Annotated in this window: 22 protein-coding genes; 6 read left to right on the top strand and 16 right to left on the bottom strand. The window is 32.2% G+C overall.

Annotated features, from left to right (window positions below):
- Positions 1 to 54: 54 nt before the first annotated feature.
- From ABD077_RS19315 to ABD077_RS19335, 5 genes are all read right to left on the bottom strand, one after another.
- Positions 55 to 1,245, bottom strand: a complete 1,191-nt coding sequence (locus ABD077_RS19315; RefSeq protein ID WP_343913884.1) for an aspartate aminotransferase family protein — start codon at positions 1,243 to 1,245, stop codon at positions 55 to 57.
- An 86-nt stretch (positions 1,246 to 1,331) separates the two neighbouring features.
- Positions 1,332 to 3,215: an OstA-like protein gene (locus ABD077_RS19320; protein WP_343913885.1), complete on the bottom strand. Its 1,884-nt coding sequence runs from the start codon at positions 3,213 to 3,215 to the stop codon at positions 1,332 to 1,334.
- A 163-nt stretch (positions 3,216 to 3,378) separates the two neighbouring features.
- Complete coding sequence (locus ABD077_RS19325) at positions 3,379 to 3,903, bottom strand: hypothetical protein (protein ID WP_343913886.1); 525 nt, start codon at positions 3,901 to 3,903, stop codon at positions 3,379 to 3,381.
- 104 nt (positions 3,904 to 4,007) lie between these two features.
- Positions 4,008 to 5,201, bottom strand: coding sequence for an enoyl-ACP reductase FabV (gene fabV / locus ABD077_RS19330; RefSeq protein WP_343913887.1), 1,194 nt, complete (start codon positions 5,199 to 5,201; stop codon positions 4,008 to 4,010).
- A 221-nt stretch (positions 5,202 to 5,422) separates the two neighbouring features.
- Complete coding sequence (locus tag ABD077_RS19335) at positions 5,423 to 6,040, bottom strand: trimeric intracellular cation channel family protein (RefSeq protein ID WP_343913888.1); 618 nt, start codon at positions 6,038 to 6,040, stop codon at positions 5,423 to 5,425.
- Positions 6,041 to 6,312: 272 nt separating this feature from the next.
- Here ABD077_RS19335 and trxB point away from each other — a divergent pair, with 272 nt between their 5' ends.
- Together trxB and ABD077_RS19345 are read left to right on the top strand one after the other, a co-directional pair.
- Positions 6,313 to 7,281 carry a thioredoxin-disulfide reductase gene (gene trxB / locus ABD077_RS19340; protein ID WP_343913889.1) on the top strand — a complete coding sequence of 323 codons (969 nt, stop codon included), beginning with the start codon at positions 6,313 to 6,315 and terminating at the stop codon, positions 7,279 to 7,281.
- A gap of 140 nt (positions 7,282 to 7,421) precedes the next feature.
- A complete protein-coding gene (locus ABD077_RS19345; protein ID WP_343913890.1) occupies positions 7,422 to 10,184 on the top strand; it encodes a CHAT domain-containing protein in 2,763 nt (920 codons plus the stop codon).
- 85 nt (positions 10,185 to 10,269) lie between these two features.
- On the opposite strand, the gene ABD077_RS19350 is transcribed toward ABD077_RS19345, so the two are convergent.
- The 7 genes from ABD077_RS19350 to ABD077_RS19380 all read right to left on the bottom strand — a co-directional run bounded on the left by ABD077_RS19350 (position 10,270) and on the right by ABD077_RS19380 (position 16,208).
- Positions 10,270 to 11,127 carry a GIN domain-containing protein gene (locus tag ABD077_RS19350; protein WP_343913891.1) on the bottom strand — a complete coding sequence of 286 codons (858 nt, stop codon included), beginning with the start codon at positions 11,125 to 11,127 and terminating at the stop codon, positions 10,270 to 10,272.
- A gap of 216 nt (positions 11,128 to 11,343) precedes the next feature.
- Positions 11,344 to 12,126 carry a nuclear transport factor 2 family protein gene (locus ABD077_RS19355; RefSeq protein ID WP_343913892.1) on the bottom strand — a complete coding sequence of 261 codons (783 nt, stop codon included), beginning with the start codon at positions 12,124 to 12,126 and terminating at the stop codon, positions 11,344 to 11,346.
- 174 nt (positions 12,127 to 12,300) lie between these two features.
- Positions 12,301 to 13,020: a head GIN domain-containing protein gene (locus ABD077_RS19360; protein ID WP_343913893.1), complete on the bottom strand. Its 720-nt coding sequence runs from the start codon at positions 13,018 to 13,020 to the stop codon at positions 12,301 to 12,303.
- Between the two features lie 48 nt (positions 13,021 to 13,068).
- Positions 13,069 to 14,823 (bottom strand): PspC domain-containing protein, encoded by a 1,755-nt coding sequence (locus ABD077_RS19365; protein WP_343913894.1) that lies wholly within the window; start codon positions 14,821 to 14,823, stop codon positions 13,069 to 13,071.
- On the bottom strand, positions 14,820 to 15,161 hold the full coding sequence (locus tag ABD077_RS19370; RefSeq protein ID WP_027392197.1) for a PadR family transcriptional regulator: 342 nt from the start codon (positions 15,159 to 15,161) through the stop codon (positions 14,820 to 14,822). Before ABD077_RS19370 ends, ABD077_RS19365 begins: the two co-directional genes overlap by 4 nt.
- Positions 15,162 to 15,215: 54 nt before the next feature.
- Entirely contained in the window at positions 15,216 to 15,749 is a 534-nt protein-coding gene (locus tag ABD077_RS19375; RefSeq protein ID WP_343913895.1) for a hypothetical protein, read from the bottom strand.
- 6 nt (positions 15,750 to 15,755) lie between these two features.
- Entirely contained in the window at positions 15,756 to 16,208 is a 453-nt protein-coding gene (locus ABD077_RS19380) for a DUF4870 domain-containing protein (RefSeq protein ID WP_343913896.1), read from the bottom strand.
- A gap of 154 nt (positions 16,209 to 16,362) precedes the next feature.
- Here ABD077_RS19380 and ABD077_RS19385 point away from each other — a divergent pair, with 154 nt between their 5' ends.
- From ABD077_RS19385 to ABD077_RS19395, 3 genes are all read left to right on the top strand, one after another.
- Positions 16,363 to 16,818, top strand: a complete 456-nt coding sequence (locus ABD077_RS19385; protein ID WP_343913897.1) for a DUF4442 domain-containing protein — start codon at positions 16,363 to 16,365, stop codon at positions 16,816 to 16,818.
- 114 nt (positions 16,819 to 16,932) lie between these two features.
- Complete coding sequence (locus ABD077_RS19390) at positions 16,933 to 17,733, top strand: TIGR00266 family protein (RefSeq protein ID WP_343913898.1); 801 nt, start codon at positions 16,933 to 16,935, stop codon at positions 17,731 to 17,733.
- 131 nt (positions 17,734 to 17,864) lie between these two features.
- Positions 17,865 to 18,062 (top strand): hypothetical protein, encoded by a 198-nt coding sequence (locus ABD077_RS19395; protein WP_246615842.1) that lies wholly within the window; start codon positions 17,865 to 17,867, stop codon positions 18,060 to 18,062.
- Between the two features lie 16 nt (positions 18,063 to 18,078).
- Here the strand turns inward: ABD077_RS19395 and ABD077_RS19400 are convergent, their stop codons facing one another.
- Positions 18,079 to 19,029, bottom strand: a complete 951-nt coding sequence (locus ABD077_RS19400) for a LysR family transcriptional regulator (protein WP_343913899.1) — start codon at positions 19,027 to 19,029, stop codon at positions 18,079 to 18,081.
- A gap of 165 nt (positions 19,030 to 19,194) precedes the next feature.
- Between ABD077_RS19400 and ABD077_RS19405 the strand changes: the two genes are divergently transcribed.
- Entirely contained in the window at positions 19,195 to 19,494 is a 300-nt protein-coding gene (locus ABD077_RS19405) for a hypothetical protein (RefSeq protein WP_343913900.1), read from the top strand.
- 82 nt (positions 19,495 to 19,576) lie between these two features.
- Here ABD077_RS19405 and ABD077_RS19410 read toward each other — a convergent pair whose 3' ends face one another.
- The 3 genes from ABD077_RS19410 to ABD077_RS19420 all read right to left on the bottom strand — a co-directional run bounded on the left by ABD077_RS19410 (position 19,577) and on the right by ABD077_RS19420 (position 22,523).
- The gene (locus tag ABD077_RS19410) at positions 19,577 to 19,996 is read right to left on the bottom strand and encodes a DUF2141 domain-containing protein (protein WP_343913901.1); all 420 of its coding nucleotides are present in this window, start codon (positions 19,994 to 19,996) and stop codon (positions 19,577 to 19,579) included.
- 200 nt (positions 19,997 to 20,196) lie between these two features.
- On the bottom strand, positions 20,197 to 21,531 hold the full coding sequence (locus ABD077_RS19415) for a DUF58 domain-containing protein (protein WP_343913902.1): 1,335 nt from the start codon (positions 21,529 to 21,531) through the stop codon (positions 20,197 to 20,199).
- Entirely contained in the window at positions 21,531 to 22,523 is a 993-nt protein-coding gene (locus ABD077_RS19420) for an AAA family ATPase (RefSeq protein ID WP_343914176.1), read from the bottom strand. The genes ABD077_RS19415 and ABD077_RS19420 overlap by 1 nt, the downstream gene beginning before the upstream one ends.
- Positions 22,524 to 22,525: the final 2 nt, after the last annotated feature.

Genomic DNA, 22,525 nt, shown 5'->3' on the forward strand with positions numbered 1-22,525 from the left:
GTGAGATAGTCCTTTAAATATAAGGAATTTAAATGAATTTAGTATAGAATATAATTAGTTTTTTGGATATTCAATATTATCTAATACCTCTAGGATAATTTGGCATCCTTCCTTTATTTCTTCTTTAGAAATAGTCAATGGAGGTGTTATTCTCACTGCTTTTGGTTCAAAAAGTAACCAAAATAATATCAAACCATTGTCTTGGCATTTTAACACGATTTCATTAGCAATATCAGGAGTAATAGTAATTAAAGCTAGCATCAATCCTACACCTCTAATTTCTGTTATTAAAGGATGTACTAATAAAGATCTAATTAATTTTTCTTTTTCCAGAGTTTCTGACATTAAGTCACTTTGTGAGATTTCTTCTAAAGTTGCCAAAGCGGCAGCTGCAATAACCGGATTACCTCCAAAAGTTGTAATATGTCCTAGTTTGGGATTATCTTGTAACTGATTCATCATTTCTGAAGAAGCCGTAAAAGCTCCAATCGGTAATCCGCCACCCATACCTTTACCCATTACTACAATATCTGGAGTCATATCGTAATTCTGAAACCCGAATAACTTGCCCGTTCTACCAAATCCAGGTTGGATTTCATCAAGAATTAACAAGGCTCCAACTTCTTCACAGCGTTTTTTTACTTTTCTTAAATAGTCATTTTTAGGAATAATAAATCCAGCACCACCCTGAATTGTTTCCAAAATAACTCCTGCTGTTTTATTGGTGATTTGTTTTAGATCATCCTCATCATTAAAGGAAATGAAGGATACATCTGGAATTAGTGGCCGAAAGGCTTGTTTCCTTTCTTCATACCCCATCACACTCATAGACCCCATTGTGTTACCATGATAGGCAAGCTTAGCAGCAATGATTTGACTTCTTCCTGTAACTCTTCTTGCTAGTTTTAAAGAACCTTCTATTGCTTCAGTACCAGAGTTAGTTAAATAAGTTTTCTCCAAAGGATCTGGTAGGAGAGAAGCTAAGAGTTTCGTAAGTGTTACGGCAGGTTGTTGGATATATTCTCCATAAACCATAACGTGCAAGTATTTATCTAGTTGCTCTTTTATGGCATTTACCACTTTTAGGTGTCTATGGCCTAGACTACAAGCAGAAACACCTGCAACGAAGTCCAAATATTTTGTTCCATTAGTGGCAAAAATATAACTTCCCTCTGCATGAGATATTTCCATCGCTAATGGATGCGGAGTTGTCTGAGCTTGATATGTAAAAAAATCTTCTTTCACCTAGGTAAAGGTAATCCAAACTAATGGGAGTTTAAATATCTTATGAGGTAAATCATACTAGTGAGTTTTACCCCAAAAAGAAGGAGTTACTTTTCTCTGTTAACAGTGTCTGTTTTTTTCGTGTTTTTAAGCGTTGTTACTGTGATGCTATCTCTTTCTTTTGCAGTACGATTTAGGTTTGGATCTACAATGCTTAGCTTTTTAGACTTCTTTTTAGAAGAGGTAGAATCTTTTTTCTTAAGGTTATTCAATTCCTCATTGATTTTTTCTTCCGTAGATTTATCAAGCTCTTCATTTGTTTCTTTGAGTTCCGCATCTTCTAGTCGCTGTTCTAATAAACGGGAACCTTCGGACTTGTTTTCTTCCAATCGTTTTAAGGTTTCCTCATCAAAGAAATCTTCGTCTTCTACGGGTAATGGAATTCCGGTGATCTTTGTTAATTTTGGAGGAGATTCTCCTCTAACAAGATCCTTTTTGCTAAGTATCTGTTCATCACCACGCCATACAAAACCTGATAATTCTCTTGCATTTTCTGGTAGATCGATTTCTCTGTATAAAGTGCCATCAATATTTTGATAATAATAGACATCAACAATTTCTCTTTGCTCGAGTAGCAGTTTTATAGAACTGGATAATACTTTATTAATACCAATCAATTTTAATTCACCTTCACTTTCCCTTTGATAAAAAATTGTCTCGGTATTTTTATCAATATCGACTTGGTATATCTCATTATCTTTAAAAAGGCCATAGAGCGTTTGCCCTTTAACCTGATTGTAACCAGCTTTCAGAGTATCTTCTTGAACAAGAAATGCATTTTGATATACAACAAGAGAATCTAATTTCTCAGTTTCAGTATTAGAAATGATTTTGATTGTATCTCCTGTCATCTGATTTCTCTGAGACCATATAATGGGCCTGCCAACCATTTTGGTATAACCTGTAGTTTGGTCTACATTAATAGAATCACTCTTTCCACTCATATTACTTTTGAAAATTCGAACATCATAAAAGCCATTCATAATTCTATGTTCAGGTTTTCCTGTAACCATAAGTGTGTCACTATGGATATAAATAGAGTCTTTTTCTTGTAATGTAGCTGCTAAAGCCCTTTTGGTAATAAAAACCGAATCTTTGTCTTTAAAAACTTCTGCATAATGACCCGTGATAACAGAATTATTAGCTGTATCTAAAACCTTGATATTATTAGTAGCAGATGCAAACTGTATAGCACTGTTATAAAAGATACTATCTCCAAATACAGTACGATTGTCATAATCAATTCGTGCATTTTTTATCGCATAGCCTGTTTTTACTTTAGTATCATAAAAACCACGTTCACAATATAACGTACTTTCTTTTCCTTTTACGGTAGAAGGACCATATAAATACGCATGTCCATTTTCGGTGTAATAATCTAATCGATCCGAATCGACCGTGTTTTCTGGATTTACAATTTTCACTTGGGTATTAAATGAATATTGTTTTCTATCCATGAAGTACCTCCCGATTTTACTGGTTAGCGTATTAGAAGAATCCTTTACCGTTCCACCACTTCGGTAATATGCCTGTTGACGAAGTCTGTCAAAAAATAGTGTGTCTGTATTTAAAGTATTCGAAGGAGTCTCTAAAAAAACGTTTTCTCTGGCATAAGCGAATTTACTATTACCATTATATTCTGCATACGCACTCGTCATGGTTAGGGTGTCACCTTGCTTCATTTTTACATTCCCAAAAGCTCTCACAAATTTGTCTTCTCCATAATGAACAGCTTGATCACACCAAATTTCAATTCCTTCATGTTCGATAAATACCTGTTTATTCACCTTCGCTAAAATTGTGGCTCCCGGAAAACGCTCTTCATTTTTAATGGTACGGTCTGATTGAACCTTAATTTTCTTGCTCTCCTGAGAGAAGGTAATGGTAGAAAACAGCAGTGTAAAAACTATATAGAAAAATGTATTTTTCAAGTATCTCTGATTTGTCTGCAAAATAACGAAATTTGTATGTAATGATTGTACGTCTTCCGTTATAAATACTTTTCAAATGTTGTTTTGTTGCATTTTTACTATTTAATTACGAGGTGTTAGTATAAGTATATTCCTCGTAGTTTTGGTTCCATGGAATTAAAGACTATAATCCCAAAGCTTTGAGCATTTTGTGCGCTCTTCCAGAAACTGATTTTCTGGTATCTGAAGTCAACCGTTCTAATTGAGGAATGATCCATAATTTTAGATTTTCATCTTTTTTAGACCATTTGGTTAGCGTATTCATGGTCTGATTCAATACAATCCAATCATTATGATTAGCAAGGTTATTTTTCATGATTTCCTTTGCTTTTTTGATTTGTCCATTACTCATATCTTTCTCTAGCATTTCGAACAATTGAGACAAAGTCCATTGTGTAGAAGCTTGATCAATTTTGGAAATCTCTGATAAAAATCTATCTATATATGGAATCAGTAAAGGTTTATTAACCTTACAAACTCTTTTCATGGCGTTAGAAGTTCTTAACCTAACAATTTCGTCATTACTGAAATAACAATTGAATAGTTCGTTAAAAAGTTTGTTTTCAACTAACACTTCTTCCACAACTTCAACAGTATTACCTAAAGAATTTGGGTGCCCACCTGTTAATCTTTCTTCAAAGTTTGTCATAAATATTATGGATACAAATCAATTTATTTATAAAAATAGATAAAATTAATTTCCAGTTTAGCTTTTAGGATAATAATAAGCTATTATGACAGTTCTCTTAAAACTTAGTTCTGCAAACCAGGAATTTCCACGATTTCATTCACATCTTCATCGTAATTCACTCCTTCTACTTTAAAACCAAAAAGGTTGAAGAAATCAGTGTTATAACCTTCGAGATCACCAATGCTGCCTAAGGTCTCCGTGGTTGCATTGTCCCATAAATCCTTTATTTGAGCTTGAATATCTTCTCTCATTTCCCAGTCGTCAACTCTTATTCTACCTTCCTTATCAGTATTTGGTTGCTCTGTAGTGTATAATCTTTCTGAGAATAGTCTTTCCATTTGCTCTATACAACCTTCATGAACATTATTTTCTTTCATGATTTTGTATAGCAATGAAATATATAATGGGATTACCGGAATAGCTGAACTTGCCTGCGTAACTAAAGCCTTATTTACGGAAACGTATGCTTTACCATTAATACTTTTAAGACTATCCGAAATTTTAAAAGCAGTAGCCTCTAAATCATCTTTGGCACGACCAATAGTTCCTTTTCTATATACTGGTTCTGTAAGTTTTGGTCCAATATAAGAATATGCTACGGTAGTGGCATTTGGAGCTAATAGATTTTCTTTTTGTAAAGCATCTATCCAAAAATACCAATCTTCTCCACCCATGACAGCGATAGTATTGGCTACATCTTCCTCTGTTGCGGGATCAATAGATATTTGTGATATATCACCTGTATGAAAATCTACGGTCTTGTTTGTATAAACACCGCCAATTGGTTTTAGAACCGATTTATGTTTTATACCTGTTTTGGGATGTAATCTTACAGGAGAGGCAAGACTATAGATAACAAGATCAATTTGTCCAAGATCTTTTTTAATAAGCTCTATTGTTTGTTTTTTGATGTCATCAGAAAAAGCATCTCCATTAATGCTCTTCGCGTATAAACCTGCTTGATGTGCTTGCGTTTCAAAAGCAGCACTATTGTACCATCCTGGAGAAGCTGGTCTATTGGGCTTGGGAGGTTTTTCTAAAAATACTCCGATTGTTGCGGCATTAGAGCCAAAAGCACTGGTAATTCTGGAAGCTAAACCAAAACCTGTAGAAGCACCAATGACTAAAACATTTTTTGGACCTTCTATGGGATCTTTTGATTTGACATAATTTATTTGGTTTAGGACATTTTTTTCACATCCTTTTGGGTGTGCCGTTAAGCAGATAAATCCGCGAGTTCTTGGTTCTATGATCATTGTGCAATTTCTTTTCCGATGTTACGAACATAGCCCAAAAAGTACCTATTTCCAAAGAAATAATGGGATATTAGTATTTTTTTAAAATAAGATAAATTTAATCATGAAATCTACAAAAGTTTTCTAAAAAGAATATTATTTCTAATTCAGTTCTAATCACTTTCAATAAAAAGGTAAAACGCTTAGTTTTAGATAGTGAGTTTTTATGACAAAAATTATTGTTACTTTTTGGTAATAACTGTAAATAAAGGTAACGATATTCGATATTTTACAACGATTAAACGGATGACAATAATTAAGAGTGTTGTGCTTATGTAAATAATGTTCATAGGTGTATTCAGTTGATATAATACCATAAAACAAATTCCTCCAGCTATCGATGCAGTTGCATATATTTCTTTTCTAAAAATAACAGGTATCTCATTACATAAGATATCTCTAATAACGCCTCCAAAACATCCTGTCATGGCTCCCAGAGCAACCGAGACTATCGGAGCAAGCTCTGTTTGTATTCCTTTTTCTACTCCAATAATTGTAAAAATTCCTAATCCGATAGTGTCAAATAAAAAAAGAGATTTTTTAAGATAATCCAATTTATTTCTAAAGATGATAGATAGGATAGTAACGCCACTAATTAGATAAAGGTTTAGTGTATTTTGCATCCAGGAAACAGGTGTTGCACCGATCAATACATCTCTTAGTGTTCCGCCTCCAATAGAAGTTACAAAGGCAATAATAAATATTCCAAAAAGATCAAATTTTCGGTTCATTGCACTCAAAGCTCCTGAAATAGCAAATGCGATGGTTCCTAAGATGTCTAAAATATCAAAAAAAGTCATCCTTTTTAATTTTGATTAAATGTAGGGTATCTAATCTTAATTATGATTTTTTATGTTGATAATTATGGTTTTTCTTTAAGATTATTTGTTTTAATTTTTATTTTAATTTTAAAATTAATTGAGAGTCAATCACTTATTTAAAGATGTTGCATAAAAAGCTCAAATAAATGATCTATTTAAGATGTCTATAAGTGGATAACAATTCTTAATAACTTTAGTGTAAGGTTTCTCTTCAAATTGCTACTTTTACATCAGTAATTAAAGTGAAGATTATGTCAGATACTATAGAAAGAATAAAATGCCTTATTATAGGTTCAGGGCCTGCAGGTTATACTGCGGCTATATATGCAGCAAGAGCAGATCTTAAACCGGTTATGTATACGGGTATGGAGCCTGGTGGTCAATTAACTACTACTACAGAAGTTGACAACTTTCCTGGTTATCCAGAAGGAATTGATGGTCCAACTATGATGGTGCAGTTACAACAACAAGCAGAGCGTTTTGGAACTGAGGTTCGTATAGGAATGGTAACCGCTGTAGAATTTAGTACAGAGGTTGGAGGAATTCATAAAGTTACTGTAGATAATACAAAAGAAATAGAAGCAGAAGCAGTTATTATTTCTACAGGTGCTACGGCTAAATATCTAGGATTACCAAGTGAACAAAAGCTTAGAGGTGGAGGAGTATCAGCTTGTGCGGTTTGTGATGGATTCTTTTATAAAGGACAAGATGTTGCGATTGTTGGAGCAGGAGATACTGCAGCAGAAGAAGCAACGTATTTAGCGAACATATGTTCTAGTGTAACGATGCTAGTACGTAAAGATTATATGAGAGCTTCTAAGGCGATGCAACACAGAGTAAATAGTACGCCAAATTTGAAGGTGCTTTATAATACAGAAGTAGATGAGGTTTTAGGAGATCAGGTAGTAGAAGGTCTACGAATGGTTAATAACCAAACAGGAGAAAAGTCTGAAATTTCTATTACGGGTCTTTTTATAGCTATTGGGCATAAACCTAATACAGATATTTTTAAAGGTCAGATTGATATGGATGATACCGGATACATCATTACCGAAGGTAAATCAACAAAAACAAATATTCCTGGTGTGTTTGCTTCTGGCGATGTGCAAGATAAAGAGTATAGACAAGCTGTTACTGCAGCAGGAACTGGTTGTATGGCAGCCTTAGACGCAGAAAGATATCTAGCCACAGTTGAAACTAGTGAAGAGGTTTCTGCTTAAAGTTTAGAAGAATTAATTAAATCATGAAAAGCTATCTTAATTAAGGTAGCTTTTTTTATTACCTAAAATTAAGATATTAACAAACTGGTAATTTACATGAGGGATTAAATAATTATCTTAGTTAAAATGATTGGGCTCATATGAAAATAAGTTGTTATAAATATTTTTTGTTCCTTACCATTCTATTAGGAAATATTAATCTTTTTTTTGGTCAACAAATATCAACAACATTAGATTCCATACATCGTCTTGATGGAAGTGATAATGAAAAAATGCATTTATATGATTCACTTTTTGATCATTATAAAGAGATAAAAAATTATACACAATTGGGTTCTGATGCCTATCAACTAACAAGATGGTTATCAGAAAGTCAAAAAAAGGATAAAGCAATTGAGATTGGGAGAATGTCTCTAGAGGCTAGAAAAATTGCAGACCCTTATGATCCTAAGTTATTAAGAGCGAGTTATGGTTTATTGGGAGGATTATATACGGAAAATCAGAATTACGAAGCGGCTATTGAATTATATTTAAAGACTTTAGAGATAGAAGCAGAGGGTTTGTCTGATGAGTATGCATATGTAAGATTAAGTGGTTTATATAAAAAAGTTAAGGATTATTATAAAGCCATTGAGTATTTAAACAAAAGTTTTGCTTCCTACGATAACAAAACAGTCCAAAGGCAAAAGGTATGGTATCATAAAGATATGGCACGGTTGCTAGGATATATAGATGAAAAAAAACATTTTAACGTAATCGAAAATCATCTATTAATAGCAGATTCACTTAATAAGGATCAAAAAATAGAACCAATTTCTGATGGATTTCTGATAAAAACTGATTTAGCTAGATTATATCTTTATGGTGCTTATAGAGATTTAAATAAGTCTAAATTATATTTTCAACAAGCTTTAAAGTATGTTGAAGCATTGGATAAAAATGAAATGTATAAGGAAAGTGCTTATCAAGCATCATATCATAATATGGGGTTTTTATACATGGAGATGGATAGTTTGGATTTGGCAGAAAAATTTTATTTGAAAGCTTTAGAATATGAAACTAAATTTTCAAACAAAAAAAAATATCTAGGTTTAGCGCTATTGGAAGAAAAAAGAAAGAACTATAGTGCTTCTCAAGAATATTTTCAAAAAACAATATCCAATGCTTTAGGATATGATAATACAAAGCCCATTGATTCTATCACTCCAGAAGAATTGAAAGATTCAAAGTATACAGATGATATTCTTAGTTTACTCTTTATGAGAACAGGAACTTATTTTAAAGAATTAGAAGAAAATAAAAACATACTAACATATAATTCTATATTTAATACCGTAGAAATGTATAATATTTTGATAGATAATGCTATTGAAAAAGCGTTTTCATTTGAGACTAAACTGTCCTATAAGAATATGGAGTCAAGTATAAATATAGCGGGGTTAGAAGCTGCTTATCAACTTGATGATTTGGAAAGAGCATTTCATTTTATGGAAAAAAATAAAGCTCTTTTGTTGATGCAAGATATTGGAAAAGAAAGAATGATGTTTTCAAATGATGTTATGTTAACATACAAAGAAATGCAATCCGATATCAAAAAATTACAAAATAAAGAAGTTATTGCTTGGGGAGCATCAAAAGATTCTTTAACAGTCAAGATAAATAATTTAGAAGAAAAGCTTATTAGTTATAAAGATTCTGTAGAACAAGTATACCCTGATCGTTCTTTTAGAAATAAAGTACCCGACATTTTATGTATAGAAGATGTAAAAGTCGAACAAGATGAAATGATTTTACAATATGTAATATCAGAAAAAAATGTGGGAGTACCTCCTTGTGGATATACGATGGCTATATCTAATACAGGAAAAAAGTTATTTAAACTGAATAATATTACATTATTATTGAATCGGATTACCAAATTTCGAAATTTACTAAGCCTCCCATTTAGAACGGCTGAACAAGTTTTAGAATATAATACATTGGCATATGAATTATACAAGCAGTTATTTCCTAAAGAAATAAGGGATGAGTTGATACTTAAGAAGGTTAGAATCATTCCAGATCATATGTTAGGAAAAATACCTTTCGAAGCGTTAATTATCGATCCAGAATTAAATACCTATCTCATAGAAGAGGTCGAAGTTTCTTACGATTATTCATTGTCATTTTCTGAAAAAAATCGAAATAGGAAGCGTGTAGCTGAAGAAGATTTTTTTGGAATTGCTCCAGTTAATTTTGAAGAAGGACTAACATTATTGAAAAATAGTAGTAAAGAAATCAAAGTAGCTAGTGATTTTTATGGCGGTAATGTATTGCTGGATAAAGAAGCAACAAAAGAAAATTATGTAGCCAATGCCAGTAAGTATCGTATTTTACACTTGGCAACTCATGCTAGTGCTGAAGATTTGGATACGATTTTACCTTGGGTTGCATTTTACAAAGGGAAACTTACATATTTGGAGTTAGGTTCTATAAAAAATAATGCTGATTTGGTGATTCTAAGTGCTTGTAATACTTCATTGGGTAATTTTAAAAGAGGAGAAGGAACATTAAGTCTTGCTCGTGGATTTTTTAGGTCTGGTGCTAAATCAGTAATAGCCTCCCTGTGGAGCACTAATGATAAAGCTGTTTCAGTTATTACTAGTGATTTTTATGAAAATTTAAGTAAAGGGCAGACTAAGTCAGAAGCATTAAGAAATGCTAAGTTAAATTACTTACATACAAGAAAGGATGCAGAAGCTTCCCCATATTACTGGGCTTCTTTGATTTTGATAGGAGATAATGGGGTTCTACTACCCACAACTTCTTATGAATGGTTATGGTATCTAAGTATAAGTATTGTTTTTGTGTTTTTTTGCCTCTATGCGAATAAAAAGATAAACTTTAAAAGAGGTGAAAAATGAAGTTATAAACAGATAATTACCTTTAAATATCGTCCCAATAACAAAAAAGCCTGATAGGTTTTAAAATTTATCAGGCTCTTTTTATCTATAACTTCAATAGACCTGGGCTATAATCTATTTTTTTCTTGTACAAAGTGGCTTCATTAGCAAATTGAGTTATTTTTATAGCAGGCTCCCCCAAAAGATAAATTTCAGATTCGTCTTTGGCTTCTATAGTAATTTCTTGATTGGTTACTACATAACAATCACTGGAACCCTCTGCGATAAGCGATGTTTTTTCCGAAGTTAACTTTTCTCCATAAAAATCTGCATTACCATCTGCTCTTAGCAGCATAGATGTTGTTTTCCCTTCTAATTTTGTATATCCTTTTTGATATAGATCTACTTTTAGGCTATCCGTTTCTACAATTCCTTTTAGTTCTGCATCTTCATTTACTTGGTAAAAAGCCTCATTTGTTTTTACGTGTAATTCTACATTTGATTTACCATTAGAAACACTGGTAGTTTGATCTGCTTCAATACTAAGGAATACTTCAGTATCATCATTAGATTCGATTCTAATTATAGGAGTTTTAATAAGAGCAGTTGATTTAAGGTGTACTTTATTATAAGATATTATTTTCTTTAAATCCTGAGCATATCCAATTTTAATATTAAGTGCTTTGGAGCGCTTTATTCTTTTGTCTGATTTAATTGTTAAAACGCTATCTTCTACACTTATATTAATGACTTCTTGTAGGTTACTGTCTGCTTCAATGCTAATCAGATTATCACTATCTTCCTGAATTGTGACTTCGAAATTGTCATAAAGTTGTATGGTATGGAAGGCGTCTACAGGCTTTTGCTCTGTCACAACAATTTTATTCCCTTTTATTTTTTCTTTCTGAGCATGTATATTTCCTAAGCTAATAATAAATAATGCAATAAGCATCCAAGTTCTCATAGTGTGAAAGTTTTTATTTTTAAACTTTAATTTTTTCATTTCAGTATAATTAATTTGCTAAAACTATCTGTGCAAATCAAATTTGTACCATAAAGATAATTTTACAAAAGGACATATTCCAAAAGGTGTACCAAAAAAATAACCTCTATAGGATTAGAGGTCATTTTTATCTGTAAAGAGCAGAATGGACAGGTTGAGGTTTAAGTATAATATTAGTTAATTCAATTTCTTGGCTTCTTCTACTATTTTACCGTTTTCACGTACGATCATCTTCGACACCATCTTATTTTCTTTTACAAACTCAAAGGTAAGAGGACTCTGCTTATGAAAAAATAAAGTTTCGGATTGTGGATACACAATGGATTGCATTTTACCCGCGTTAATTTCTAATAAATTGTCTTTTTTGGTGATAACTACGGTTCCTGTTTGTGGAGCTTGATAAGTGCCTAAATATTGCTCTAATATTTTGTCTGATAGTAAGATTTCTTTCTTATCTGTATTCTGCGGAGCTGGTTGATGGTCATAACTCAATACTCTGGTCATTACCCATTGATCATTTTTATGTTGCCATACGTGTGTGAATTTTGCAATTTGGGTTAATTGTTCTTCTTTACCTTTTTCTGTAACATAAAATAGGTGTTCGCCACTAATAATAGCTCCGTAGTTATTAAGTGGATATACTGCTACAGTTCCTTCTACTACTTCTCTTCGAACTCTTGGGCCTGCTGGATTACACAATCCATTTTCTACAGTAGACATCATTTTTTGAAGGCCTTTAGTAAGTCCGCCTTTATCATGGTAGAATTCGAAATCTTCTCTAAAAAAAGTTCTGAATTTTTCGATATTACAGGTGTTATAAGATTCCCAGAACTCTGAATCTAGTTTTAGAATTGTTTGGGTTAGATCGTTTTTTGGTGTTGGTTGTTGTGCTTGGATATGAAAGTTCGCAAATAATAGTAGGCAAACCAATAGGGTGAAATAGTTTGATTGTGATTTCATTTTGTTTTTTGATTGATTGTGTTGTGAAAAAAATAAACCACCTGAAAAGCGTAAAATATCTAAATAACTTGTCTGTCAACAGTGGATGCTTTTCCGGTGGTTCGTATTTTTGGTTGGTGTGGTTGGTGTGGTTGGTATGGTTGGTTAGTTTATATTTATTGGTTAGGCTTTATATTAATTTCTTCTTACATTTCCTCCAGAATTATCATTTTCAGACACTTTCTCAGGATTACCATAGTATACAACATCAGCACCGCTTGTTGCTTTTCCTGTAAACTCATCTTTAGCATGAATTTTGATCATAGCTCCACTCGTAGCTTTAGCATCAGATACCAAACTTAATAGGTCATTAGCTCTGATATTAGCACCACTTGTGGCACTTGCTTTATGGTTGTTTACTTTTCCTGTAAGATCCATCATGGCTCCACTAGTTACTGATGTGGTAAGGGTTTCTGCTTTTACTTTTAACTCAATATTTGCTCCGCTGGTTCCACTAATTGCTAAGTCTTTTTGGACAACAGGTCCTTGAGAAGTTACTCTAGAACCACTAGTTGCAGAGATTTTACCTAATTTGTCATAAGAAACATAAACAGTTTTCTCATCTGCCTGATAGATGTTTTTATCCGAAGTAATATAAAGAGTTTCACCTTCTACATAAACATCTATGTGTTGATGCAGATTTTCATTAGCTTCTATAATTACTTTTCTATCTTTTTGGCTTGTTAAAACTACGTCTAAACCTCGACTTGATTTTATCGTATCAAAGTTTTCGTTAATGGTCTTTTCTTTTCTGATTACTTCGCCTTCTCCTCTAATTCCGTCAAAAGCTATATTGCAAGAGCAACATAAGGCAGTAACACATAAAGCAACGATGATTTTTGCTATTGTTGTCATAATGATGATTGATTAATTTATTAAACTGTTCGTTTTTTGATTATTATTTTAGTTATCGGTTTGAATTTTTATTCCGTTCTCGTCTATTTTAATATCAACTTCTTCACTTTTGATTTGTACCCCATCCTCATCGATTTTAAGGTTGGCATTTTCATCTTCAGAGTTGATGTTGATTTTTACACTGTCATTATCATCTTCATCTTCCCATTCGTTGTATTGCCATTCGTCTTTTGGACAGTCCTGACAAGTGAGCTTACCATCTATTAATTTTAAATATTTTTCTTCTTTCCCATCTACGGTTAAGTAATCATTGTATTTCCAAGAATTATTAAATCCTGATGTGTTTTGATCAACAAATACAGTCATTCCTTCTGGGATAGAAATTATAATTTCGATTTCCTGATCATTGTACTTTTGTGCATAATCGGTAATAGCATATCCATCTAGTAATAAGGTATTTCCTTTGATATCGTAATTATATTTTAATGCAGCAGCTCTTTCTTTTGCTACATCATAGCTACTACCTTCTGCATTTTTTCTAATTTCCAATTTAGGAATAGAATCTTCTCTATTTTCTTTTAAGAATATTTCTATATCCTGAATAACAATTACTTTATTATCATTCTCATCTCGTTTGATTTTAAAATTATTTCTATGGTACAAACCTCTCACATATCTATCATTCCCGACCATCTTAATGTTTAAAGTATCTGTTGGTTGTAAATAAAGGTTTCTAGAATCTTCGATCACTTCGGCATCATAAGCTTCTTGAGTAGCTTGGCGAATTCCTACTATAGTTAATCCAATTACTGAAAAAATCCAAACTGCCAATAATCCTAATTTTGCTGGTGTTCCTATAGATTTTAAGTTGTTTATTACAATTTTTAAACCTAAGATGAATAGGAAGAAAAATGGAATTCCAACAGCAAATAACGTCAGTATAGATACTAACCAAATTGGAACATTAGGACGATTAACCACATCAATATATTCTGTAAATGGCGTTTCGATAAAACCGAATGTACCTACCGTAAATAAACTAATGAACAAACTAATTAAAGTGATACCAGCTACCAGAATTAGAAGTACTCCAATAAACTTTACGAATATTTTTAATATTACTAATAAAACATCTCCAAGTGCTTCAAAGAAGCTCGTAGATCCACTTTTTACTTTATCACTATATTTTTGGTAATCGACATCCTTTACTTTATCTGCAACATCATTAAACCCTTCTTTAATTTTTTTTTCAATATTACTGATGTTTACAGCTTCACCTTTCATTGCCAAATAATCTGCTGTGCTTATTGCTTCTGGAACAAAAATCCAAAATGCGATATAGATAAGAACAAAAGCTCCACTAGAAAAGATGGTGAATAAAATCCATGCTATTCTTAACCAAACAGGATCAATCCCTAGATAATGTCCTAATCCAGAACTTACGCCACCTACATAAGAATTAGAGGTATCTCTAAATAATTGTTTGGATTTTGTTGGTCTCTGGTAAGATGTTTTAGGCTCGTCTTCAAAGATTTCTTCATCTAGTCTATAATCTTCGGGTTGTCCCATTACTTCGATTACTTCATCGACTTCTTTGATGCCGATTACTTGTCTTTCGTCTTTTATTTTTTCACTGAAAAGTTCAGCTATTCTAGCTTCGATATCAGCAATAATCTCATCCCTTCCTTGAGAGTCAGTAAATGAACGTTTTATCGCCTGAATATAGCGCTGCAGCTTTAAGTAAGCGTCTTCATCTATATGAAAAAATATGCCTGCTAAATTTATATTAACTGTTTTGTTCATTTTTGTTTCTTTTTTTGTTTAGTAACAATGGTTACTGCATTTTGTAATTCGTCCCAAGTGGTATTTAGTTCTTTTAGGAATAGTTTTCCTGTTTCTGTAAGTCCGTAATATTTACGAGGTGGTCCCGATGTAGACTCTTCCCAGCGATAGCTTAGTAATCCGGCGTTCTTTAACCTAGTTAATAAAGGGTATATTGTGCCTTCTACAACGAGCATCTTTGCATCCTTAAGTGTTTCTAAAATCTCCGCTACATAAGCATCATCGTCCTTAAGAATTGAAAGTATGCAATATTCCAGAACACCTTTACGCATTTGCGCTTTTGTGTTTTCGATCTTCATAAAACTGAATTTTTAAAAAGTTAAACTGTTCATTTTTTGATTAATGATTGATGGTTATTTAAGTATATATTGATCTGAAAATACAACTCCTGCTATAAAGAGAGTGGATAAAAAATAATTGATTAGGTTAAATTTTAAATTGTATTTCTGCTCTTTTGATGTTTTCACTAATAATATAAATAATGTAAATCCTACTGTTAATGGTAATATCCAATATCCGAGTCCTAACCAGGCACTAATTCTAGCTTCATCATTAGGATTAAAAATAGATATAATCATTGCTAGTATTCTAGAGTAAAATGCAAAGAATAAAAATGGATACCAGTATTTATTGTTTGTTTTTCTTATAAAATAGAAAATGACAAATGCTTGAATAATAGTAAACATTGGTCCGGCAGCACTTACCAATTGTTGATGCCAACCATACTGGTATTCTCCTTCTAACAAGAATGCTGAATTAAGAGTCATTCCCATTTCATATCCTAAGAGTTTTCCAGTGATGAAGTGAGCTAACTCATGAAAAAAGAAGGAGGATACCACTGCTACGGCAGTAATTAGAATATATTTTATGTTGATTGATGAATTCATTCTAATTTACTTTATAAATCTTATGGTTAGTGGATACCTATATATTTCTCCCTTATTACCTTTTAGAGCAGCTGATATGATAAAAATAATTTCTAAGAAAAAACCGATCAGTGCAATTACTCCAACGAAAGAAGCACCTATTAACGTTCTAAATCCTCCATCTGTGGAAAAGTTGATATCAAAACCATTGTGGTTGAAAATATCGAATAAGGTGGCATCTCCAAAAATGTTAAAAATGAAAAACGGAAAAGAAATCATTCCTAATATGATCGTATACAAAAGTACACTTAACTGAAAGTTGATAGCTTCCTTGCCGTGCTCATTGATGAAGTCAGATTTTTCCTTATTCGTAGTCCAAAGTAGGATAGGAACAATAAAATTTCCAAAAGGAATAAAGTATTTACTGAATACTCCAAGGTGCATAAAAGTTGCGATGTTATTATGGTTATTAGTTGACATTTTTAAAAGTATATAATAGTTTCTTATGCAAATATATATCTAAAAGAAGGTATTATGCAAAACATAGTACCATAATTTAACATAAATTTAAGATTTAAGAATGTTTTGTATGTCCATTCTTTTTCAATATTTTAGAAGACTTAAAATGTATCTTATGAAGATGACACCAGGAAAAATCAACACCTTCACAATGTTTAAGTTACCTTCTGCTTGGCTATGTGGAGTACGTGTAAAAAAGATTAATGAATCTAGTTGTACAGTTAGTGTTAAACACCGATGGATGAATCAAAATCCATTTAATTCCATGTTTTGGGCTGTTCAGGGTATGGCTGCGGAGATGAGTACAGGAGCGATGGTTTCTGGTCAGATATATCAGAGCGGTAAGAAAATATCCATGCTTGTAGCTACTAATAATGCTACATTTACTAAAAAGGCTACAGGAAGAATAACTTTTGTTTGTAACGATGGGGATTTGATTAAGGAAGCTATTAAGAAAACAATCGAAACAGGAGAAGGGCAGACCATATGGATGAAATCTGTAGGAACGAATAAAGATGGTGTAGAAGTTTCCACCTTTAATTTTGAATGGACGATAAAACTGAAAAGTTAATTCTCTTTCTTGAGAATGATTTTATTGATTTACCAAAAATAGTTTGTAACGTTTTTGAGTAATCATGAACTTATATATAGAGATATTCATTAATCAATAAAATAAATAATAAACATGACAGCACACGAAATTGACTACACTATTTATGGTGAAGAGATGCAATATGTAGAAATAGAATTAGATCCCCAAGAAGGTGTAATTGCAGAAGCAGGGAGCTTTATGATGATGGATGATGGGATAAAGATGGATACCATTTTTGGAGATGGTTCCCAAAAGGATCAAGGAGTGATGGGAAAGATTTTCGGAGCAGGGAAAAGATTACTTACAGGAGAGAGTTTGTTTATGACTGCCTTTTATAATGAGGTAGTAGGAAAGAAGCGTGTTAGTTTTGCGTCTCCTTATCCAGGAAAAATTATTCCAATAGATCTTACTGAGTATGGTGGAAAGTTTGTTTGCCAAAAAGATGCATTCTTATGCGCTGCAAAAGGAGTTTCTGTAGGGATAGAGTTCTCTAGAAAGTTAGGAAGAGGTTTGTTTGGAGGAGAAGGTTTTATCATGCAAAAACTAGAAGGTGATGGAATGGCATTTGTGCATGCAGGAGGAACAACTGCAAAAAAGGTATTACAACCAGGAGAAAAACTAAAAATTGATACAGGTTGTATTATAGGATTTTCCAAAGGAGTAAATTATGATATCGAACTAGTGGGTGGTATAAAAAATACCATTTTTGGTGGCGAAGGATTGTATTTTGCTACCTTAACTGGACCAGGAGTAGTCTATATACAGTCTTTACCATTTAGTCGATTAGCTAATCGGGTATTGGCAGTAGCTCCAAGAGCAGGAGGTAAAAGTAGGGGAGAAGGCAGTATTCTCGGAGGTTTAGGAGATTTGCTAGATGGCGATAATAGTTTTTAATTAAGTTAAATAAGGGTTAAAAGACGGTTTTTTGGTTTTATTTGACTATATTAGACTTAACAACTTTAAAAATGTAAGTATAATCCTACAATTACTTGTATTAAACTAATAACTTAATCCCTTATTAATTTATGGCGAGAGCGATGTTTGATTACACAAAAACTGTACTTAAAAAAGTTAGTTTTGATGTTAATCTATTTACAAAAGAAGTAATTAAAGCACTAAACAGATTACTTCCCCACGAGATTGAAGAATTAAAACTTTGGATTCAATCTTTAGCAGTAAATAAACCAGAGTTAGAACCTTGTTTAATTTATTTAAAATCATAAAGAAAAAAGCGACTTTTTAGTCGCTTTTTATTTTTGCTATAGGGCTTATAATTTCTACGTTTTGAAACGTAATTGCTCCTTTTACTACACCCGCTATGGTAGTATGCAATGCCTCGATAATTTGCATTTTCAATTCACTTTTATGATATATGAGACTTACTTCTCTTGCTGGTGAAGGTTCATTAAAGAAATGTAGATTACTTTTTTCTTTTTCATTAATATCTAAAGTATGTAAATAAGGAAGTAGTGTCATGCCCAATCCTTCATTAGATAGTTTTACTAATGTTTCGAAACTTCCACTTTCTAATTGAAAATGGTCTTCATCATAGCTTTTTTGTGTTTTACAAAGATTTACAATACCATCTCTGAAGCAGTGTCCATCTTCTAACAGTAGCATGTCGTCTATATCTAAATCAGTAACATCTATTTTTTTCTTTTGATTTAATCTATGACTTGGAGGGATATAGCCAACAAAGGGTTCGTAGTATAGTACACGCTCTTTTATATTCTCATTTTGTAATGGTGTTGCGGCAATTGCCGCATCCAAATGTCCATCGTGTAATCTTTCTATAATTGCCTCTGTAGTAAGCTCTTCAATTTTTAATTTTACCTTAGGATATTTCTTAATGAAATTATGTAAGAACATTGGGAGTAATGTTGGCATTACAGTTGGAATGACTCCTAATTTAAATTCGCCTCCAATATATCCTTTTTGTTGATCTACAATATCTTGTATACGTTCACTCTCATTAACAATATTTCTTGCTTGTTGAACCAATTTTTTACCTACTTCTGTTAATTCGATAGGTTTTTTACTTCTGTCAAAAATTAAAATAGCCAATTCTTCTTCCAATTTTTGGATTTGCATACTTAAAGTTGGCTGCGTTACAAAGGTTTTTTCTGCTGCTTTTGTGAAGTTTTGATGCTCAGCAACAGCTAATACATATCGTAGTTGTGTAATGGTCATGGTGTTAATTTAGGTTGACAAAAATAGAAAAGGTATCGATAAAACTTATTAAGAATATGCTAAAAATTTATTTTTTCTATTGAATTTTTTCTTTAAAAATGTTTACCTATTTCTTTTTGTATACACTAAACATTGAAAAAACTTTACTAATAAAAAAGATAAGTGATGAAATCAATTACAAAAAAAACATTAATACTAGGATTAGGACTATTTACATTTTTCACTTCTTGTTCTGAAGAGGATGTTATTGAAGATCTAACAGGAGGATGTGTGCCTTTAGCTGCGGTAGAAAACTATAGTGCCGCATTAGAACGATATTCTAATGATCCCACTGCAGAAAATTGTGAAGCTTTTAAAGCTGCTTCCATTGCCTATTTAAATGAATTAGATAGATGTCCGTTGGTAGAAGACGCAGACTTAGAAGAAGCATTACAAGATGCTAGTGAACTTGATTGTGAAGGGTAATATATTATAGAATTTACAAAGGGTTTTACTTTAATTAAAGTAAAACCCTTTTTTTGATTGATGTATATTGTTTTTCGGACAATTAGAATCTGATTTCTAGTTCTAAATCTTCATTGCCAACTTCGAATTTAGCATCGCTCCATAATGGTGGCCCAAAACTCATATTGTTATTGGATATACCGTAACTTTCTTTTGGCATACCATTTTCTTCAAAATCCATTCTTTCATTACTATTAGCATCATGTACACAAGAGATTCCATATTCTCCAGGAGTAATATTGGTAAAAGTAATTTTAGCAATTCCATCTTTAATTTCACCTTTTGCTGATTGAATAGGAGCAGCTTTCATGAAAGTAGCTTCGTTATACAATCCAAATAGTACTGCACCATCAGAACTAGATACATTAGGAACAGTAACTGTGATAGTTATGCCTTGGGTGTCTTGAGCATTTATTACAAAGTTGATAGCTGTCATGGTTAAAAATAATACAAGAGTTTTCATAAGAGTTTAGTTTTTTGATTTTTATTATTCTGTTTTGATGATTCAAAAGTCTAAAAATCATAGTACTCTTTATAAAGTATCTAACTCAACTGTAGAATTTAGCTGATGAAATGTAGTATGGTATGAGAGTAGCGAATGGAATAAGTTTTTCCGATTACTTAATAATCATAAAGATAACAAGTTGGAGTACGAATAGATGATTACAATAAACCTCTTGCTTTAATTTCTAGATATTTGTTTATAGTGTTGACTGTAAGATCCTCTGGAGCGGTAAGTATAGAGTGAATACCATGTTTGCTCAGTTCGTTGACAATCATCTTCTTCTCGTAAACAAATTTTTCGGCAATAGTTTTTTCAAAGATTTGTCTTGTAGAATGAGCTGGTTCATCTAGAAAAGATTTCAGTTCTGTGTTTTTGAAGAAAATAACAACTAACAGATGATTTTTAGCAATGGCTTGTAAATACGGTAGTTGTCTATTTAGTCCATCTAAAGTTTCGAAATTAGTATATAATAATAAGAGACTTCTTTGATTAATATTTCTCTTTATATCTGTATATAGTCTGGCATAATCCGACTCCGAGAAATCGGTATTAATATTATACAAAGTCTCCAGAATTGTATTCATTTGACCTTTTCTTCTTTGAGCAGCAACTATGTTTTTTACATTTCTTGAAAAGGTAAACATTCCGGCTTTATCTTGCTTTTTTATAGCAATGTTAGAAATTACCAATGTAGCATTTATGGCATAGTCTAGTAAACTCAATCCATTAAATGGCATTTTCATAACACGACCCGCATCGATTACCGAGTATATTGGTTGAGATTTTTCATCTTGGTATTGGTTTACCATTAGATGATTTCGTTTCGCCGTAGCCTTCCAGTTGATGTTACGAATATCATCTCCTGTAACATATTCTTTGATTTGTTCAAACTCTAAAGTATTACCAATTCTTCTGATCTTTTTTAAACCATATAATTTTAGCTTATTGGTAAATGCTATGAATTCATATTTTTTAAGTTGTAAAAATGAAGGGTAGTTAGGTACCATTTCTTCATTAGAGAATGTTTGCTTGCGCTCTATTAGTCCTATTGGCGAACTAGTAAATATATTAAGGTTTCCAAAATGGTATTCTCCTCTTTCTACAGGTTTTAACTCATAATTAAACTGTTTTTCCTGAGATGTTTTAAGAGTAGATGCTATTTCAAAATTTCGTTCTTGAAACTGAATTGGAATTTCATCTATAATTCTTATGCCAATTCTAAAACGATAGCTATTAGAAACTCGAATATGGATAGGATTTTGATCTCCATTAGATAACTTTTCAGGAAGGATTCTTGCAGCTTTGGCTCCGATTTTATTTCTATACAATAATAAAATATCGAAAAAAGTAATAACTAGTAAGGTGTATATTAAAAGTTTAGCTACCCCAAAAAGATTTTCGTAGAAATAAGAAACAATAAAAAGTGCCGTAATTGAAAAAAATACGGTAAAGAATAATTTTTTAAAATATAAACTTTTTAAAAAGGCTTTCACTAACGAGGAATTTCTATGGTTTCGATAATTTGTAATACTACTTTTTCCGTTGTAAACCCTTCCATTTCCCTTTCAGGAGTTAATATAATTCTATGTCTTAATACAGAAGGAGCTACTTTTTTAATATCATCTGGTGTAACAAAATCTCTTCCATTAATAGCTGCATGCGCTTTAGAGGCATTCATAATCGCGATTGATGCACGTGGAGATGCTCCTAGATATAAATTTCCATTATCTCTAGTATTGCTAATAATAGAAGCGATATAGGTCAAAAGATTTTTTTCGATAATCACACTCTTAATGATTCCTTGATATTCTGCAATTTGACTTGCTGTTAAAATCGATTGAATAATATCAGTAGGAATTTCATTTTTTCTTTGATCGTGTCCTTCTAGGATACTGATCTCTTCTTCCATCGATGGGTAGCCTACATTTATTTTGAATAAAAAACGATCCAATTGAGCTTCTGGTAATGCATAAGTTCCTTCTTGTTCGATGGGATTTTGAGTTGCAAATACAAGAAATGGCGCTTTCATTTGATTCTTAATACCATCTATGGTAATTTGTCTCTCTGCCATTACCTCAAAAAGTGCTGCTTGTGTTTTTGCAGGAGCACGATTGATTTCATCAATTAGAATAATATTGGAGAATATAGGTCCCTTTTTAAATTCAAATTCTGAAGTCTTCACATTAAAAATAGAGGTGCCTAGAATATCACTTGGCATTAAATCAGGTGTAAATTGTATTCTACTAAAATCCACAGCCATTGTTTTGGCAAGAAGTTTTGCGGTTACTGTTTTAGCTACACCAGGAACTCCTTCTATTAATGAATGGCCATTAGCTAATATGGAGATAATTAATAATTCGATCATTTCTTGTTGACCAATAATGACCTTACCTAATTCTTCTTTTATCTTTTGTACAGATTCCTGCAAGTCTTTTAGATCAATTCTATTATTGAATTCTAAAGGGTTTTCTGTCGTTTCTTCCATAG

This window comes from Aquimarina litoralis, assembly GCF_039523995.1.
Taxonomy (GTDB): domain Bacteria; phylum Bacteroidota; class Bacteroidia; order Flavobacteriales; family Flavobacteriaceae; genus Aquimarina; species Aquimarina litoralis.